This is a genomic window from Mesorhizobium sp. Primo-A (assembly GCF_003997175.1).
In the GTDB taxonomy this organism is placed as follows: Bacteria; Pseudomonadota; Alphaproteobacteria; order Rhizobiales; family Rhizobiaceae; genus Mesorhizobium; species Mesorhizobium ciceri.
In genome coordinates this window covers 488,806-505,606 of record NZ_RZTG01000002.1, presented here as the reverse complement: position 1 = coordinate 505,606, position 16,801 = coordinate 488,806, and the positions used below count along the sequence as shown (strand labels likewise).

Here is a 16,801-nt window from a genome sequence, read left to right as displayed (position 1 = left end):
TCCGTGACTCCTTACAGCACGCGGGCATCATCTGGCCCGGACGCAAATGGTTCCAAAGAGGAGAGAGATCATGTTCGCCTTCGCAGTTTCCCATGTTGCTTCCATCGCACACCACGGCGAGCTCGGGCCCAGCCGCTCGCGCCGCCTCCTTCACACGGCGTTCGCATCGACTGTCGTCTGCGCCACATTGTTGTCATCAGGCTTAGGCTGGGCCGGTCAAGCTGAGGTCGACGCCACCTATAAGGACGTCGAGCGGACGCTCGGCTCGGTGCCGACCTTTCTCCATCAGGTTTCAAAAGCAGCGCTGCCGGGCGCCTGGGCAGAGGTGAAGGCTCTGCAGTTCTCCAGCGAAACCGCCCTGCCGCCGAAGGTCAAGGCTCTGATCTCGCTCGCCGTCTCCGCACAAATTCCCTGCCAGTATTGCATCTGGGAAGACACCGAGAGCGCAAAACAGGCGGGCGCAACGGAGGACGAGATCGAAGAGGCCGTCGCTATCGCCGCTCTGTCACGGCACTGGAGCACGATCTTCAACGGCATGCAGGTCGACTTTGAGACCTTCAAGAAGGATCTCGGCGGCGACGCTCAGGCTGCCGCGCCTGCCAAGTAGCGCGAGCCTTGTCGGCACATTGTCGGGATTGGGGCCAGGCCGCGGCAACCATCGTCGGCATCCGCGGACCGGAATAGGGAGTGGAATTCTCATTTTACAGGGAGGTAAAGATGCCAGTAGTCTTCGGAGAAACCGTCAGCACAGTCAAAGATATCGTGTCCGTGCTAAAGAAACACGGTGACGCGGTGCGTGGCACCTATCGTGCCCGCTACCGCTTCGACCCGCAATCAGGCGATCCTTACACAACACCGCTACTGGAGCGACCGGCGAGCCTCAAGGACAATTCGCCGACCGCCGTCTTTCCCTGGGAGCAGATCTTTGCCGCGGCGGCTGTGTGCGCCGGCTCGGATTATCCGATGCTGGCAGCGCATGCGGGGGTCGATCTTCGTTCGGTCGATTTCATCGCGGAAGGCGTGTTCGACCCGCGTGGCGAGTTCGACGGACTTGATGGGCTCACGGCGCCCGTGGACGCCCGGCATTGCTACGTGTCCCTGCACCTCAGCGCGACCGTGTGTTCTTCGGCGCCCCGCGCCGATCTGGAGAAAATTCATGAGCGCGCGATCTCGCACAACATGGTGCTTGGCGCCCTTAGAGGAATTCCCATGACCAGCGAATTGGTGATTCACCAGGCGTGATCCTTGTCGCAGAACTCGCCCGCTGGGCGGTCTGTGGCTTAGTCCCGCCGGTTGCGGCCGGCGGGCCAAATGTGCCTCGTGCACGTTTGCGCCACCACGATCCTGGCAATTTCGCGGGGCGATCTGCTCGAAAGGCAACGGATGGCGGCCGACAGCAACGAGCCGACTGCCCGCTGCAGTAGCGCGCTGCTCGCCAAGTGTTATAGCGCGGAAGGGTTCGGCATTGCGAACCCCGTGACCGCCCCGGCCATCGATATGGCGCAACACATTTCGATACTGGATCGAACGGTGCTTTCGCCCTCTATTTGAAACTGGCGATGGGCAGGAATTTCACCGCGGAGCCGGTGAAGCGGCGGTGATCGGACGTCCGTCCCCGCGGTTGGAATCCATCGAGATAGACATGCTCCGGCGCCGTGCGGATGAAATTGGCGGCAATCATGGGCGCCCCTGTTGATGCGGCCCCACCGGTAATAGCGCGATCTGCCTCGGAATCGGGGCGCCGCTGGACACGATCGGCCTTGGGGTTCGTCCTGACGCGATCTTCTGGCTTTGACGCCGGCGCCGCGATCCGCTCGCCGGCCAGCCCGTCGTCGGGGTGATGCATGGCCAGCAAGACACCGATGGCATCGCCAGATTTGGCTGCTTCCAACTGGCGCGTCGGGCTTGACTGGCTTTCCGGCCGCCATGTCGGCAATGGGACGTTGAGCGCCATCATCTCCGGCGCGACGCTCGTGGCAGCGGCATCGGCATTCGCGGCGTCCGGCTTGGCAACGGCCAGCTCGGCCTGCGCCGTGGACGCGCCGGCGATTGCCAACGGTGCGGTTTCCGGGGTGGGAACGGGTGCCGTGAACTCGGCGCGCGGTGCGAAGGCCGGCAGCGGCACTGAGCCCGGCGCCATCGCCATGACGATCGCTTCAGGCGTCTTCCCCTTCTGCCCGGCAAGCGGTTCTTCGCCTGGATCGCTGCCAGCAATCTGGATGTCAGCCCGCTGGGCATCCTGCGGCGGCACGATAGCGATACCCTGTCCGGCCGGTCTGGGTTCGACGGACCTCGCCGGTTTGCGTGGCGCCGGCACCGCTTCGGCGACATCATCGGACTCGTCTGCGCCGCCCCCGCCCAAGAGCGTCGCCAGCAGGCCACGCGGCCTGCGTTGGCCGCCGTCGACGCTTGCCAGCTCGATGTTGGGCGTGCCGGCGCCCTTGCGCGATTTGTAGGCGGCAAACGCCTGCTCATAGCCGGGCAGCGGTTTGCCGTCGCTCGGCACATGCAGTGTGTTGCCGTTCGGAAATACCTTGGCGAGTTCCTGGCGGCTGATGCCCGGCCAATGCCGCACATTGCCGACATCCATGTGTATGAAAGGCGAACCGGAGGTGGGGTAATAACCCACGCCGCCGCCCTGCATTTTGAGGCCGATGTCGCGCAGTTTCTTCAGCGGCACATCCGGCAGGAAGAAGTCCATCGCGCGGCCAACCATGTGTTGGCTCTCCCGGGCCACACCCTTCGAGCGGCTGCGCAGCATGGCGTTCGTCGCCGGCGAACGATAGGCGCTGACCACATGGATATAGGCTGTCGAGCCGCTGGCGCGATAGGCCTGCCAGACAAGATCGAGCAGGCGCGGATCCATCTTCGTCGGTTCGTTGCGACGCCAGTCGCGCAGCATGAGATTGATCTTCTTCAATCCCGCCGGATCATAGCGCCCATTGCGCTTGAAGACGATTTCAGCCTTCTCGCCCGTATGGAGATGTTGAATCCTCAAAGCACGCGTCTCCGCGAACGCGCCGGTAGCGCACAGGCAAAGGAACGCTGCGATGATGGCAGGCAGGGTCCAAAGACGGGAAGCACCGGGGGCGTTTTGCACGTTTTCGCTCACGTTCATGCCTTGCACGTTCTTTTGTTTCGGGCGATTTAGATTTCCGCCCAGATCAGGAGCCTTTCGGCCCTCTTCCTGACAAGCATGGATCTGACCGGCGAAGACGGGCATCCATGCCACAATACGTCATGTCGATGAATAGCATCTTGGTTAATGAATCGTGTCTTGCCGGAATGCGCTTCGGCTGGATTTGCCTGTGGCAGCCATTTTCTGAAGCAATGAACCGCTGATCGGGTCTGCCGGCACGAGGGCCGCGCCATCCCATGTACCCGCCTCGCCCTCGCAAATGCAGAGGACGATCGTGCGGCAACAGGGATGTTGGAAACTGGTGCTGCGAGAGAGGATTGAACTCTCGACCTCTCCCTTACCAAGGGAGTGCTCTACCACTGAGCTACCGCAGCCGCTGATGGCGGGGCTTCTGCCATATCGAACCGGCAAGCGCAAGGCCAAGTGCAACGCTTCTGTGAAAGGCTTTGCCGGATGGCTTTTAATGACATGGCAGTGCCACAATGTTGGCTATCCCTGAACAGCAAGCTGGTGGGTCGCCGGCGGGATGGGCGATGGACGACAAGACAATTCCAGTGAAAAAGGATGGTCCACCGAAAAGCAGCGCAACAATCCGCAAGGATCGGCTCGCCGAGCAATTGCGCGCCAATCTGCAGAAGCGCAAGGCGCAGTCGCGCTCGCGGCGGACCGGCGAGGCCGACCTGCGTCCGGACGGGCTCGCTGCATCGAAGAAAATACAAAAAGATTAACTCAAATAGGTCACTCTTGGCCTGGGGTGGGCGAAATCCTATTTCTTGAACCAGATTGGCCAATGGTCTAGACGGGCCGCTACTCAAACGATTGAACCGGCCCTTTTTTGGCCGAGAGGGACGTTCTTCCATGGATCGCATCAGAATTGTCGGGGGCAACAAGCTCTCCGGAAGCATTCCGATCTCGGGCGCGAAAAACGCGGCGCTGCCTTTGATGATCGCCTCGCTTTTGACCGACGACACACTGACGCTGGAAAACGTGCCGCATCTGGCCGATGTTGAGCAGCTGATCCGCATCCTGGGCAATCACGGCGTCGATTATTCGGTCAATGGCCGCCGCGAGAAGCAGAATGAGGGCTATTCGCGCACCATCAACTTCTCCGCCCGCAACATCGTCGACACCACAGCGCCCTACGAGCTGGTGTCGAAGATGCGCGCCTCGTTCTGGGTGATCGGCCCGCTGCTGGCGCGCATGGGCGAAGCAAAAGTGTCGCTGCCGGGCGGTTGCGCCATCGGCACGCGGCCGGTCGATCTGTTCCTCGAGGGCCTCCAGGCGCTGGGCGCTGATATCGACGTCGACACCGGCTATGTCATCGCCAAGACCCGGAATGGCCGCCTTGTCGGCAACCGCTATATCTTCCCGAAGGTCTCGGTCGGCGCCACCCATGTGCTGATGATGGCCGCGGCACTCGCCAAGGGCGAGACGGTGCTGGAAAATGCCGCCTGCGAGCCCGAGATCGTCAATCTGGCCGAGTGCCTCAACGCCATGGGCGCGAAGATTTCCGGCGCCGGCACGCCAACCATTGCCATCGACGGCGTCGAATCGCTCTCCGGTGCGCGCGTGCGCGTCATTCCCGACCGCATCGAGACCGGCACCTATGCGATGGCCGTCGCCATGACCGGCGGCGACGTCGTGCTCGAAGGCGCGCGTGCGGACCTGCTGCAGACCGCACTGGACGTGATCGCCCAGACGGGTGCGGAGATCACGCCGACCAATTCCGGCATCCGGGTGAGGCGCAACGGCGCCGGCATTTCGCCGGTCGACGTGACGACAGCACCCTTCCCGGCCTTCCCGACCGATTTGCAGGCGCAGTTCATGGGCCTGATGACCATGGCCAAGGGTAAGTCGCGCATCACCGAGACGATCTTCGAGAACCGCTTCATGCATGTGCAGGAACTGGCGCGGCTCGGCGCTCACATCACGCTTTCGGGCCAGACGGCGATCGTCGACGGCGTGCCGAAGCTGAAGGGCGCGCCGGTCATGGCGACCGATCTTCGCGCCTCTGTCTCGCTGGTCATCGCCGGCCTGGCGGCGGAAGGCGAGACCACGGTCAACCGCGTCTACCACCTCGATCGCGGCTTCGAGCGGCTGGAAGAAAAGCTGTCCAACTGCGGCGCGGTGATCGAACGGATTTCGGCGTAGCCCGCGACCTCGGCTCCTCTCTAGCAGCGCAGGAGATTGGCGAAATCCTTCGCGGCAGCGTCCTTCTCCCCGTCACTATCCGGGGAGAAGTGCCCGGCAGGGCGATGAGGGGCAGCGCAGAGCTGCAGCTGTTGGTGCGGTTGCACCGATCGCCAAGACCGCCTAACAGAAGGCTGAACAATCAACCTTCAGGTGCGAAATCCGTATGACCGCCCTTAAGCTTATCGCGCTCGACGACCAGGATCTGAGCATCGTTTCGGCTCATGTCCAGGATGCCGTGCTGAAAGTCAGCGACCTCGAATTCCTCCCCGCGGCCAAGCGTTTCCTGCTGACCATGAACCGTTTCGTCTGGGAGGCAAAATCCGGCCTGTTTCGCCAGCATAATGAGCGACGGCAGGCCGTGCTGCATTTCGACCGCGTGCTCGGGGCCAAGACCAGCGGTATTGACCGCGACAAGCCTGCCGAAGTCCTGTCGCTGCTGGCGATCAGCTTCATCGAGATCAGCAAGCCGGCCGGCATCGTCGAGCTGATCTTCTCGGGCGGCGGTGCGATCATGCTCGACGTCGAGTGCATCGAGGCCCGTCTTGCCGACATCGGCGGGGCGTGGGAAGCCACCTCGCGCCCCATCCACAAGGCCTGAGCGTCCGATGGCCATCACGCTTCGTCAGTCCGATGCCGATTTCGAGCAACGTTTCGCCGCCTTCCTCACGACCAAGCGGGAGGTCTCCGCCGATGTCGATGCCGCGGTGCGCGACATCATCGCGCGCGTGCGCGCCGAGGGCGACGCGGCACTGATCGACTATACGCGGAAATTCGATCGCGCCGATTTGACCGGCCTCGGCATTGCCGTGTCTAAGGAAGACATCGCAACCGCCTACGAAACGGCCGACCCAAAGACGATCGAGGCGCTGGAGTTCGCGCGCGACCGCATCCGCTCGCATCATGAACGGCAGCGGCCGAAGGACGATCGCTATACAGATGCCGCCGGCGTCGAGCTCGGCTGGCGTTGGACGGCGATCGAGGCCGTCGGGCTCTATGTGCCGGGCGGTACGGCGAGCTATCCGAGCTCGGTGCTGATGAACGCCGTGCCGGCCAGAGTGGCCGGCGTCGAGCGCATCGTCATGGTCGTGCCGGCGCCGGGCGGCATCATCAATCCGCTGGTGCTGGTGGCAGCGGACATATCAGGCGTGTCCGAAATCTACCGCGTCGGCGGCGCGCAGGCGATCGCCGCCCTCGCCTATGGCACCGAGACAATCCGGCCGGTCGCCAAGATCGTCGGCCCGGGCAATGCCTATGTCGCGGCAGCCAAGCGCCAGGTTTTCGGCACCGTCGGCATCGACATGATCGCCGGGCCATCGGAAGTGCTTGTCGTGGCCGACGGCAGCAACGATCCGAACTGGATCGCTGCCGACCTGCTGGCCCAGGCAGAACACGACGCTTCGGCGCAGTCGATCCTGGTCACCGACGATCCGGCTTTCGGCATCGCGGTCGAACAGGCGGTCGAGCGCCAGTTGCAGAGCCTGCCACGCGCTGAAACGGCAGCGGCGAGCTGGCGCGATTTTGGTGCCGTGATCCAGGTGTCGACCATCGACGCCGCGCTGCCGCTGGTCGATCGCATCGCCGCCGAACATGTCGAACTGGCCATCGACGACGCCGAGGGCTTCCTGTCGCGGATGCGCAATGCCGGTGCGGTCTTTCTCGGCCGCCACACGCCGGAAGCCATCGGCGACTATGTCGGCGGCTCTAACCATGTGCTGCCGACGGCGCGCTCGGCGCGTTTCTCGTCCGGCCTGTCCGTGCTCGATTTCGTCAAGCGCACGTCGATCCTCAAGCTTGGACCGGAGCAGTTGCGTATCTTGGCGCCGGCGGCGATTGCGCTGGCCAAGGCGGAGGGTCTTGACGCGCATGGACGCTCCGTCGCCATACGGTTGAACATGTAGGCGGCGATGTCTGGCCCCGATCAAACCCGCGCCAGGCTGATCGATGTCGAACTCGATGAATCGATCGGCCGGTCAACGCCGGATGTCGAGCATGAACGTGCAGTGGCGATCTTCGACCTGATCGAGGAGAACAGTTTCCAGCCCGTCAATGACAGCGGCGACGGCCCTTACCGGCTGAAACTGTCGCTGGCCGAGCAGCGGCTGGTGTTTGCCGTGGCGCGCGAGGATGGCACCGCCGTCGTCACCCATATCCTGTCGCTGACGCCGCTCCGGCGCATCGTCAAGGATTACTACATGATCTGCGAAAGCTACTACGACGCCATCCGCTCCTCGACGCCGAGCCATATCGAGGCGATCGACATGGGCCGCCGCGGCCTGCACAATGAAGGTTCGCAGACGCTGATGGACCGGCTGTCCGGCAAGATCGACATCGACTTCGATACGGCGCGCCGGCTGTTCACGCTGGTCTGCGTGCTGCACTGGCGGGGCTAGCCCTGTCGCCCGGCGCCCTGCCCCGTTCGATCCTGTTCCTGTGCGGCATGAATGCCGTGCGCTCGCCAATGGCGGAGCAGCTGGCGCGCCGGATGCTGCCCGCCACCGTCTTTGTCGCTTCGGCCGGCGTTCGCGCCGGCGAGCGCGATCCGTTCGTCGATGCGGTGCTGGCCGAAGAAGATCTCACGCTGGGCGAGCGCCACCCAAGGACGATGGACGATCTCGAGGACGACTATTTCGACCTCATCGTCACGCTGGCACCCGAAGCGCACCACGCCGCACTCGAACTCACCCGCTCGCTCGCCGTCGAGGTCGAATATTGGCCGACGCCGGACCCGACCGACGCCGGTGGCACGCGCGAACAGATCATGGCAGCGTACCGGGACGTCCGCGAGCGGCTGAAGGTGCGCATAGGCCGACGTTTCTTGCTTCCAGAGGCAAAAAACGCGACGGATTAAGCGTGTTCACAAGCGGACGATTATCATATAGGTTCCGCCGAAATTCCGGCCAGGGTGCTGGAACTACCATCCAAGCAAAGGTATCGAATGCCGAAGGAAGAAGTCCTCGAGTTTCCGGGTGTCGTGACGGAATTGTTGCCGAACGCGATGTTCCGGGTAAAGCTCGAAAACGAACACGAAATCATCGCCCATACGGCCGGCCGCATGCGCAAGAACCGCATCCGCGTGCTGACCGGCGACAAGGTTCTGGTCGAGATGACGCCATACGACCTGACCAAGGGCCGCATCACCTATCGTTTCAAGTAAGCAAAGCCCGACTGGTCCGCGATGAGCATTTTGCAGAAGCTGGTGCTTGCCTCGGGTTCGCCGCGCCGAATCGAGCTCTTGCAGCAGGCCGGGATCGAGCCGGACCGCGTGCTGCCGGCCGATATCGACGAGACGCCGCTGCGTGCCGAGCATCCGCGCTCGCTGGCCAAGCGGCTGTCGAAGGAAAAGGCCGAAAAGGCGTTTGCGTCACTGAAGACCGAAGCCGACTATGCGCCGGGTTTCGTGCTGGCCGCCGACACGGTGGTTGCCGTCGGGCGGCGCATCCTGCCCAAGGCAGAAACCCTCGACGACGCCGCCAACTGTCTCGGGCTGTTGTCGGGCCGTTCGCATCGGGTCTATTCCGGCATCTGCCTTATCACCCCGGGTGGCAAGCTGCGCCAGCGCCTGGTCGAGACGCGGGTGCGTTTCAAGCGGCTGCCGCGCGAAGAGATCGACGCCTATATCGCCTCGGGCGAATGGCGCGGCAAGGCGGGCGGCTACGCCGTCCAGGGCCTCGCCGGCGCCTTCGTCGTCAAGCTGGTCGGCTCCTACACCAACATCGTCGGGCTGCCGCTGTATGAGACCATCGCGCTGCTGAGCGGCGAAGGCTTCAAGGTGCATGGCGGCTGGCTGGCGGGAACCCGGCTGTGAATTCCGATCCCAAAGTCACGCCCTTGCGCCCAAAGCGCCCCTGTCCCGAATGCGGCAAGCCCTCGGCGCGCGACAGCTTTCCGTTCTGCTCGACGCGCTGCAAGGACATCGACCTCAACCGCTGGCTGAAGGGCGCCTATGTCATCAAGGCCCGCGATGACGAGGAAGAGACGGATCCCGACGCTCCGAAATGAGGTCGTCAGGCGGCCTCGGTCTTGCGCGCCACCCGCGCCCAGCCCGGCAGCCAGTCGCCGTGAGCGGCCAAGAGATCGTCGACCAGTGACCAGATCTGGTCGAGATCGAGTTCGGCCGCGGTGTGCGGATCCATCATCGCCGCGTGGTAGATGTGCTCGCGGTTCTCGGTCATCAGAGCCCGCACCGTCAGTTCCTGCACGTTGATGTTGGTGCGGATCAGCGCGGTCAATTGCGGCGGCAGCTCGCCTATATAGGTCGGCTGGATGCCGGAGGCATCGACCAGGCACGGCACTTCGGCGGCGCAATCCCGAGGCAGCGAGGTGATGCAGCCATTGTTGCGGACATTGCCGTAGATCACCGACGGCTCGCCGGTCCAGACTGAATTCATGATCGAGGAGGCATATTCCCGGGACTGCTCTACCTCGATGCGATCGGCCGAGCGATAGGCTTCAGCCTGCCCCTTCCAGCGCTCGATCTGCTCGATGCAGCGCTTGGGATATTCATCAAGCGGGATGCCGTACTTCTCGATCAGGTCCGGGCGGCCGTCCTTGATGAAATAGGGCGTATATTCGGCAAAATGCTCCGAGCTCTCGGTGACGAAATAGCCGAGCCTGGTCAGCATCTCGTAGCGCACCTTGTTGGCACAGCGCGGGTTCCAGCCGGGCTTGGGCGCGCGGCCTTCGCGATAGGCGCGCACGAGATCTGGGTAGAGGTCGCGGTAGGAACCGTCCGGCTGGCGATGCTCGAACTTCAGATAGAACGCCATGTGGTTGATGCCGGCCGAGCGATAGCGGATCCCTTCGTAGGGAAGGTCGAGGTCTTCAGCCAGCTCCATTGCCGTGCCCTGCACCGAATGGCAGAGGCCGACCTGCCTGATCTCAGGGTATTTCTCTGCTATCGCCCAGGTGTTGATCGCCATCGGGTTGACATATTGCAGCATGATCGCCTGCGGGCAGACGGCGAGCATGTCTTCGCACACCTTCCACAGATGCGGCACGGTCCTTAAGCCCCGCATGATGCCGCCGACGCCGAGCGTGTCGGCGATCGTCTGGCGCAGGCCGTATTTCTTCGGCACCTCGAAGTCAGTGACGGTGCAGGGCTCGTAGCCCCCGATCTGGAAGGCGACGACGACGAAATCGGCGCCGGCCAGCGCCTTGCGCTGATCCGAATGGGTCTCGGTCTTCGCCTTGACGCCAAGCGTCGCGATCAGCTTGTTGACGACAATGGCGCTCTCTTCCAGCCGCTGCGGATTGATGTCCATCAGCGCGATCGTCGCGCCGGACAGCGACGGGCGCTGCAGCACGTCGCCGACAATGTTCTTCATGAACACCGTCGAGCCGGCGCCGATGAACGTGATCTTGGGATTTCTTGCCATGCTAACCTCCGGCATATGTTCAGGCCACATCGAAAGCGGCCCTGACGAGCCGTTCGGTGTAAGCGGTCTTGGGATTGGACAGGACGTCGTCGACGGGGCCCTGCTCGACGATCTTGCCGTTCTGCATGACGATCACGCGATGGCATAGCGCGCGCACCACCTTGAGGTCGTGCGAGATGAAGAGGTAGCTGAGGCCGCGCTCGTCCTGCAGCTTGCGCAGGAGGTCGATGATCTGCGCCTGGACGGAGAGGTCCAGCGCCGATGTCGGCTCGTCGAGCAGGATGAATTCTGGTTCGAGCGCTATGGCGCGGGCGATCGCGATCCGTTGTCGCTGGCCGCCGGAGAATTCGTGCGGAAACCGCGACAGAATATCGCCCGGCATGCCGGCGCTGACCAGCGCGTCGCGCACCCGTTCGACCCGCTCGCGCCGCGTCGCCCCTATGCTGTTGACGATCAGCCCTTCCTCGATGATCTGGCCGATCGTCATGCGCGGGTTGAGCGAGGAGAACGGATCCTGGAAGACGATCTGCATGCGCGAGCGCAACGGCCGCATCTCGGCCCGCGACAGGCCGTGGATCGGCTTGCCGTCGAAACGGATCTCGCCGCGCTTGGCGTCGATCAACCGGAGCAGGGCCTGGCCGAAGGTGGTCTTGCCGGAGCCGGACTCGCCGACCAGCCCCAGCGTCTCATGACGACAGAGTTTCAGGCTGAGATCGTCGACGGCGACCAATTCGCGCCAGTCGGGTTTCAGAAAGGTGCCGTGGCGCAGCATGAATGAGACGCGCACGCCGCTGGCCTCGAGAATGGTGCCACAACCCTCCGGCAGCGGCTTCGGCTGCCCGTGCGGCTCTGAAGCCAGCAGCCGCCTCGTATAGGGATGCCGCGGATCGCCGAACAGCCGTTCGGTGGCGTTGTGCTCGCACATTTCGCCATGCTGCATGACATAGACGTAGTCGGAGAACTGGCGCACCACGGTGAGGTCGTGGGTGATCAGGATCACCGCCATGCGCAGCTCTTTCTGCAGGCTGCGGATCAGGTTCAGGATCTGCGCCTGGACGGTGACATCGAGCGCCGTGGTCGGCTCATCGGCGATCAGCACGTCGGGATTGTTGGCCAGCGCCATGGCGATCATCACCCGCTGGCGTTGCCCGCCCGAGAGCTGATGCGGGTATTGTCTGAGCCGCGCGGCAGGATCGGGAATCTGCACGTGCTGCAGAAGTTCGAGCGCTCGCGCCCAAGCCTGTTTGCGGCTGACCTTACGATGCACCCGGATCGCCTCGACGATCTGGCTGCCGACCGTATAGATCGGGTTGAGCGAACTCATCGGCTCCTGGAAGATCATCGAGATGCGGTTGCCGCGCAGCTTGCGCCGGGCGCTCTCGGGAAATTTCAGGATGTTTTGCCCGTCATAACAGACGCTCGAGCCGGGCGACACCGTGGCGCGCCGTGACAGCAGGCCCATGACGGTGCGCGCCGTCACCGACTTGCCCGAACCGGATTCGCCGACGATGGCGATCGTCTCGCCGCGATAGAGCTGGAACGAGATGTCCTTGACCGCTTCGACGACGCCATGCTCCACCTTGAAGGCCACGGCGACGTTGCGGGCATCGATGATCGGCTGGTCCTGGCGTCCATCATGGTCGTGACGGACGATCGGTGCGAAGGATTCGGCGAGCGCGACGGACATCTCAGCACCTCAATAAGGGTCGACGGCGTCGCGCAGGCCGTCGCCCAGCGCGTTGAAGGCAAAGACGGTGACCAGCACAAAACCGACCGGCGACAGGATCCAGGGATAGGTGCCGATGACGGAATAGGTCGCGGTGTCCTGAAGCATCAGGCCCCACGAGATCAGCGGCGGCTTGACGGCGAAGCCGAGGAAACCGAGGAAGGATTCGAGCAGCACCACGGTCGGGATCGCCAGCGTCACGGCGACGATCACATGGCTCATCACATTGGGGAAGATGTGCTGCATGATGATGCGCCGGTCGGTGGCGCCGACCGCCATGGCGGCGCGCACATACTCGATCCGCGCCAGCGCCAGCGTCTTGCCGCGCACTTCGCGCGACATCTGCGCCCAGCCCAAGGCCGACATGACGATGATGACGAAAGCGAGGAAGACGTTGGTGGGAGCGGTGACCGGGATCAGTGTCGTCAGCGCCAGATAGAGCGGCAGCTGCGGGAAGGCGAGCACCAGTTCGACGAAGCGCTGCATCCAGACATCGAACCTGCCGCCGAAATAGCCGGAAACCATGCCGACGGTGGTGCCGATGACGGTGATGATGAAGACGACCGTCAGGGCGATCATCAGCGAGACGCGCGAGCCGTGGATGGCGCGCGACAGCACGTCACGGCCGAACTTGTCGGTGCCTAGGAAATGCACCGGCTGGCCGTCCAGCGAGCCGAACAGATGCCGGTCCGCCGGCAGCAGCCCAAACAGCTTGTAGGGCGCGCCATGCACGAAGAAACCGAGCAGCCTAGGATGATCATAGTCGGGGCCGACGACGGGCTGGAAAGTGACCGGATCGAGGTCCGCCGAATCGGCCAGCGCATAGACCCTCGGCCGTGCGGTGAAACCGCCGTCTCTGTCATGGAAGCTTGGCACCTGCGGCGGAGCGAAGCCGACATCCGTGACCTTCGGGTCCATTGGCGCGATGAATTCGGCGAATACGGCCATCACCAGCAGCAGCACGACGAGCCAGAGCCCGGCCATGCCGGTCCAGGAGCGCTTCAGCCGGCGCCAGACAAGCGCCATGTAGCTTTCGTTGCCATGCGCCGGTTCGGCGACGATGGGCCCTTCGGCAGGCAGCGGTGGAGGGGATGGATCGCGCGCCAGCATCTCAACGCTCCCCGAACTGGCGCACGCGCGGATCGAGCAGCACGAGCAGCATGTCGGCGATGATGTTGCCGACGATGAGCGTCGCCGACAGGACCATCATGAAGGTGGCGGTGACATAGACGTCGCCGACAGCCATGGAGCCGACGATCGCCGGGCCGACGGTCGGCAGTGCGAAGATGATCGCCGTCTCGATCTCGCCGGTCAGCATATAGGGCAGCACCACGCCCTGATACATGATGAGCGGATGCAGCGCGTTGGGCACGGCGTGGCGCATGACGACGGCAGCACCCGTCAGCCCCTTGGCCCTTGCCGTCTCGACATATTGCGCGTTCAGCGTATCGAGCAGATTGCCGCGCATGACGCGCATATTGTAGGCGAGGCCGCCGAAAGTGGCGATCGCCACCACCGGCCAGACATGTTTGTCGAGGTCGACGAATTTGGCCCACGACCACGGCGCACCACCATATTGCGGCGAGAAGAATGAGCCGATCTCAGACACGTTGAACTGGAAGACCAGGAGATAGACGATGATCAGCGCCATCAGGAAGCGCGGCACCGTCATGCCGAGGAAGGAGATGGCCGACAGTGTCGAGTCGATCCAGGTGTATTGCCTTGTCGCCGCCCATATGCCGAATGTGATGCCCAGCACCGAGGCCAGCAGATGGCAGACCAGCGCCAGAAGGAGCGTGCGCGGCAGGCGCTCTCCGACCACATCGGCGACCGGTTTGTTGTAGTACAGGCTGTAGCCGAAATCGCCGCGGGTGACGATGCCGACGATCCAGTTGAGATACTGCACGGGCAGCGGCTTATCGAGGCCATGCTCGATGCGATAGGCCTTTGCCTGCGCGTCGGCCTCGGCAAAGGAAGCTCCACCCTGGTTGATCGCCTGCGAGCGGATGTAGTCGGCATAGTCACCCGGCGGCGCCTGGATGATGGCAAAGGTGGCCAGGCTCAAGATGGCGAGGACCGGGATTGCCGACGCTATGCGCGTGAGCAGGAATCGCAGCATGGACGGTTCATTTCCTTGTCTCGCCGATCGCGCCCTTGGTTGCGTCCGGAGGTTGGTTTGTCCGGCCGCGCCAGCGGCGCGGCCGGAGGTCTCTCAGTCAGGGAGGTAAACCTAATTCATCAGCCCCTTCTCTCCGGGTTTGCCGGGCAGCTCATCGGGGAACAATTCATATTTCGCCTGCTTGTCTGCGGCGACAAATACCCGTTCGCGGATGATCGAATCCTCGGCCCAGTTGAACATGAAGATCGGCGTGCCCTGCGGAATGTTCGAGAATCGCTTATTGACGATCAGCGCGCCGGGATATTCCGTCAGGCCGACATTGTAGACGTGCTCCGTCGAGATCTTCTGGAATTGTTTCATCAAGCTGGCGCGCTGGTCATTGTCCTGCGTGGAGACGAACTTGTTGACGATGTCGACGAGGTCCTTTTCGAACGGCATCACATCGACCTCGCCATTTTCCGGCGCACGATGGTCCCAGCTGGTGCGCGGGCCGACAGGGGCAAGCTGCACGGTGTTCTGCACCACCGAGGTCAGTTCCTGTTCGTTGCGCCGGACCAGCCAATCGAAGCGGCCGGAGTATTGCGAAGCGTCCCGCTGGGTGCCGTTGAGGCCGTTGAGCACGACCCGCAGCCCGAGCTTTTCCATCTGGGCGACGACGCCTTCGGCAAGGCTTTTGTCGGTCGTGTAGTCGTTGTTGACCAGCATCACGATCTCGACATTCTTGCCGCCGGCGGTGCCGGAAGGGAAATTCACGAAGCCGTCGCCGTCCGTATCCTTGAGGCCGGCCTTGGCGAGTTCAGCCTTGGCGCCATCGAGGTCGAAGGGGTAGTAGACCGTCGAATTGCGGTCGTAGAAGCTGGTTCCTGACGACAAGCCGCCGGGATAGATGGCGGTGAACGGCCCCTTGACCAGCGAGTCGCCGAGCGCCTTGCGGTCGAGCGCCATGGTGACGGCCTTGCGGAAATCCTCGTTGCGGTTCAGCTCGCGGATCGCCTGGCCGCGTTCGTCCGGATTGCCCCAGCCATTGGCGGAAAAATTAAAGCGCAGATTGTAGCCGATGAGCCGCGGGCCGAAAGCAAGACGGGCAGGCGCGTTCGCCTCCGCCGCACGCTTCAGCGAGGCGACGAAGTTTTCCGGCTGCTCCAGATTGGAAAAATCAGCCGCGCCGGCCACCGCCTGGACGTCGCGATCGGCCCAGGTCGACAGCTTGTAGTGCAGTTCGTTGAGATAGGGCAGTTGATTGCCCTTTTCGTCGACCTTCCAGTAATAGGGATTTCGGCGCATGACGATGATGTCGTCCGGCCGGTATTCGACCGGGACCCAGCCGCCCATCACCGGCATGTTCATGAATTCCGGCGGGAAGGCATTTTTGAACTGGTCATAGGTGTTCTTCGAATATTTCGGATGCTGCGGCTTCAGGATGTGCGCGGGACCAGGACAGAAGGTGCCGTAGGCCATGGCATACAGGTACTGCTTCGGGAAGGCGTCCTTGAAGGTCCATTCGACGGTGTAGTCGTCGATCTTCTTCAACGTCGTGCCGACGCCGAAGGTTTCCGGCGTGGCGCCGTTCAGCGGCGAGACGTTGGGATCGACGACCTCGTCGTCCCAGTAGAACATGACGTCGTCGGCATTGAACGGCACGCCGTCCGACCACTTCGCGCCTTCGATGAGGTGCATGGTCAGCTTGTGGCCATCGCTCGACCAATCCCAGCTCCTGGCCAGGTTCGGCAGCGGCTCGGTGTCCTTGGCCTCGACCTGGAACAGCGGGGCGGTGCGCGTCAGGCATTCGGAGAGGCCGATGTCGATGCCGCCCCAGCCTTGCGTCTGACCGGCGCCGTAGTTCCAGCCTTCCGGCCGCCCTCCGATGACGTGGCGCATCGTATCGCCATAGACGCCGATGCCGTCTTGCATATTGCCCGTCTTGAAGACCAGCGGCTCCTTCGGCAGCCTGTCTCTCACCGGCGGAAGCTTGCCGGTCTTGACGTATTTCTCGGTGACCCAGTCGGGCTCGTGATATTCGGGAAGCGCCTTGAACTCCAGAATGGAGTCGCGCGCGACATAATTGATCTTGCCTTCGGCGGGAAACGGTGTCGGCGCCGGCGGAACCGTCGGCTCGGAAGCGTATGCACTGAGTGCCGAGACCGAGACGCTCAGCGCCAGTCCGGCAGCAAGGCCGATATTGCGTAAATTCCTCACTGTCTCTCTCTCCCTCTTGTTGGTCCGGAGCGTTTGCACCCGCTCCGCCTCTC

Annotated in this window: 17 protein-coding genes and 1 tRNA gene; 11 read left to right on the top strand and 7 right to left on the bottom strand. The window is 63.2% G+C overall.

From position 1 onward, the window contains the following. The first annotated feature begins 70 nt into the window (after window positions 1-70). Together EOC83_RS05155 and EOC83_RS05150 are read left to right on the top strand one after the other, a co-directional pair. Window positions 71-607, top strand: a complete 537-nt coding sequence (locus EOC83_RS05155) for a carboxymuconolactone decarboxylase family protein (RefSeq protein ID WP_024504783.1) — start codon at window positions 71-73, stop codon at window positions 605-607. Between the two features lie 110 nt (window positions 608-717). After that, window positions 718-1,242 (top strand): OsmC family protein, encoded by a 525-nt coding sequence (locus EOC83_RS05150; RefSeq protein ID WP_013530204.1) that lies wholly within the window; start codon window positions 718-720, stop codon window positions 1,240-1,242. Between the two features lie 301 nt (window positions 1,243-1,543). Here EOC83_RS05150 and EOC83_RS05145 read toward each other — a convergent pair whose 3' ends face one another. Together EOC83_RS05145 and EOC83_RS05140 are read right to left on the bottom strand one after the other, a co-directional pair. Next, window positions 1,544-3,118 carry a DUF882 domain-containing protein gene (locus EOC83_RS05145; RefSeq protein WP_063170045.1) on the bottom strand — a complete coding sequence of 525 codons (1,575 nt, stop codon included), beginning with the start codon at window positions 3,116-3,118 and terminating at the stop codon, window positions 1,544-1,546. A 320-nt stretch (window positions 3,119-3,438) separates the two neighbouring features. After that, a tRNA-Thr gene (locus EOC83_RS05140) sits at window positions 3,439-3,513 on the bottom strand. Between the two features lie 159 nt (window positions 3,514-3,672). Between EOC83_RS05140 and EOC83_RS05135 the strand changes: the two genes are divergently transcribed. The 9 genes from EOC83_RS05135 (at window position 3,673) to yacG (ending at window position 9,331) form a co-directional block, all read left to right on the top strand. Further along, complete coding sequence (locus tag EOC83_RS05135) at window positions 3,673-3,867, top strand: hypothetical protein (protein ID WP_013530202.1); 195 nt, start codon at window positions 3,673-3,675, stop codon at window positions 3,865-3,867. 130 nt (window positions 3,868-3,997) lie between these two features. Continuing rightward, a complete protein-coding gene (gene murA, locus EOC83_RS05130) occupies window positions 3,998-5,290 on the top strand; it encodes a UDP-N-acetylglucosamine 1-carboxyvinyltransferase (protein ID WP_013530201.1) in 1,293 nt (430 codons plus the stop codon). A 205-nt stretch (window positions 5,291-5,495) separates the two neighbouring features. Next, on the top strand, window positions 5,496-5,930 hold the full coding sequence (locus EOC83_RS05125) for a DUF2948 family protein (RefSeq protein ID WP_013530200.1): 435 nt from the start codon (window positions 5,496-5,498) through the stop codon (window positions 5,928-5,930). Window positions 5,931-5,937: 7 nt separating this feature from the next. Further along, on the top strand, window positions 5,938-7,230 hold the full coding sequence (hisD, locus tag EOC83_RS05120; protein ID WP_024504780.1) for a histidinol dehydrogenase: 1,293 nt from the start codon (window positions 5,938-5,940) through the stop codon (window positions 7,228-7,230). A 6-nt stretch (window positions 7,231-7,236) separates the two neighbouring features. After that, window positions 7,237-7,722: a UPF0262 family protein gene (locus EOC83_RS05115; protein ID WP_013530198.1), complete on the top strand. Its 486-nt coding sequence runs from the start codon at window positions 7,237-7,239 to the stop codon at window positions 7,720-7,722. Beyond that, window positions 7,710-8,180, top strand: a complete 471-nt coding sequence (locus tag EOC83_RS05110; RefSeq protein ID WP_013530197.1) for a low molecular weight phosphatase family protein — start codon at window positions 7,710-7,712, stop codon at window positions 8,178-8,180. The genes EOC83_RS05115 and EOC83_RS05110 overlap by 13 nt, the downstream gene beginning before the upstream one ends. An 87-nt stretch (window positions 8,181-8,267) precedes the next feature. Next, window positions 8,268-8,486, top strand: coding sequence for a translation initiation factor IF-1 (infA, locus tag EOC83_RS05105; protein ID WP_006200926.1), 219 nt, complete (start codon window positions 8,268-8,270; stop codon window positions 8,484-8,486). Between the two features lie 21 nt (window positions 8,487-8,507). After that, window positions 8,508-9,137 carry a Maf-like protein gene (locus tag EOC83_RS05100; RefSeq protein ID WP_013530196.1) on the top strand — a complete coding sequence of 210 codons (630 nt, stop codon included), beginning with the start codon at window positions 8,508-8,510 and terminating at the stop codon, window positions 9,135-9,137. After that, entirely contained in the window at window positions 9,134-9,331 is a 198-nt protein-coding gene (gene yacG, locus EOC83_RS05095) for a DNA gyrase inhibitor YacG (protein ID WP_013530195.1), read from the top strand. Before EOC83_RS05100 ends, yacG begins: the two co-directional genes overlap by 4 nt. 5 nt (window positions 9,332-9,336) lie before the next feature. Here the strand turns inward: yacG and EOC83_RS05090 are convergent, their stop codons facing one another. The 5 genes from EOC83_RS05090 to EOC83_RS05070 all read right to left on the bottom strand — a co-directional run bounded on the left by EOC83_RS05090 (window position 9,337) and on the right by EOC83_RS05070 (window position 16,748). After that, window positions 9,337-10,707, bottom strand: a complete 1,371-nt coding sequence (locus EOC83_RS05090) for an alpha-glucosidase/alpha-galactosidase (protein WP_063170044.1) — start codon at window positions 10,705-10,707, stop codon at window positions 9,337-9,339. 19 nt (window positions 10,708-10,726) lie between these two features. Continuing rightward, window positions 10,727-12,394, bottom strand: coding sequence for an ABC transporter ATP-binding protein (locus EOC83_RS05085; RefSeq protein WP_063170043.1), 1,668 nt, complete (start codon window positions 12,392-12,394; stop codon window positions 10,727-10,729). Between the two features lie 9 nt (window positions 12,395-12,403). Next, the gene (locus EOC83_RS05080) at window positions 12,404-13,543 is read right to left on the bottom strand and encodes an ABC transporter permease (protein ID WP_063170042.1); all 1,140 of its coding nucleotides are present in this window, start codon (window positions 13,541-13,543) and stop codon (window positions 12,404-12,406) included. Window position 13,544: 1 nt separating this feature from the next. Continuing rightward, a complete protein-coding gene (locus EOC83_RS05075; protein WP_063170041.1) occupies window positions 13,545-14,552 on the bottom strand; it encodes an ABC transporter permease in 1,008 nt (335 codons plus the stop codon). Window positions 14,553-14,663: 111 nt separating this feature from the next. Continuing rightward, window positions 14,664-16,748, bottom strand: coding sequence for an ABC transporter substrate-binding protein (locus EOC83_RS05070; protein WP_063170040.1), 2,085 nt, complete (start codon window positions 16,746-16,748; stop codon window positions 14,664-14,666). Window positions 16,749-16,801: the final 53 nt, after the last annotated feature.

Excerpts from the sequence above, each read along its gene's own strand:
- EOC83_RS05100 (WP_013530196.1), top strand. The coding sequence starts at position 8,508 with ATGAGCATTTTGCAGAAGCTGGTGCTTGCCTCGGGTTCGCCGCGCCGA.
- EOC83_RS05075 (WP_063170041.1), bottom strand. The coding sequence starts at position 14,552 with ATGCTGCGATTCCTGCTCACGCGCATAGCGTCGGCAATCCCGGTCCTC.
- EOC83_RS05150 (WP_013530204.1), top strand. The coding sequence starts at position 718 with ATGCCAGTAGTCTTCGGAGAAACCGTCAGCACAGTCAAAGATATCGTG.
- infA (WP_006200926.1), top strand. The coding sequence starts at position 8,268 with ATGCCGAAGGAAGAAGTCCTCGAGTTTCCGGGTGTCGTGACGGAATTG.
- EOC83_RS05115 (WP_013530198.1), top strand. The coding sequence starts at position 7,237 with ATGTCTGGCCCCGATCAAACCCGCGCCAGGCTGATCGATGTCGAACTC.
- EOC83_RS05090 (WP_063170044.1), bottom strand. The coding sequence starts at position 10,707 with ATGGCAAGAAATCCCAAGATCACGTTCATCGGCGCCGGCTCGACGGTG.
- EOC83_RS05085 (WP_063170043.1), bottom strand. The coding sequence starts at position 12,394 with ATGTCCGTCGCGCTCGCCGAATCCTTCGCACCGATCGTCCGTCACGAC.
- EOC83_RS05125 (WP_013530200.1), top strand. The coding sequence starts at position 5,496 with ATGACCGCCCTTAAGCTTATCGCGCTCGACGACCAGGATCTGAGCATC.
- EOC83_RS05080 (WP_063170042.1), bottom strand. The coding sequence starts at position 13,543 with ATGCTGGCGCGCGATCCATCCCCTCCACCGCTGCCTGCCGAAGGGCCC.
- EOC83_RS05155 (WP_024504783.1), top strand. The coding sequence starts at position 71 with ATGTTCGCCTTCGCAGTTTCCCATGTTGCTTCCATCGCACACCACGGC.
- EOC83_RS05135 (WP_013530202.1), top strand. The coding sequence starts at position 3,673 with ATGGACGACAAGACAATTCCAGTGAAAAAGGATGGTCCACCGAAAAGC.
- EOC83_RS05145 (WP_063170045.1), bottom strand. The coding sequence starts at position 3,118 with ATGAACGTGAGCGAAAACGTGCAAAACGCCCCCGGTGCTTCCCGTCTT.
- hisD (WP_024504780.1), top strand. The coding sequence starts at position 5,938 with ATGGCCATCACGCTTCGTCAGTCCGATGCCGATTTCGAGCAACGTTTC.
- murA (WP_013530201.1), top strand. The coding sequence starts at position 3,998 with ATGGATCGCATCAGAATTGTCGGGGGCAACAAGCTCTCCGGAAGCATT.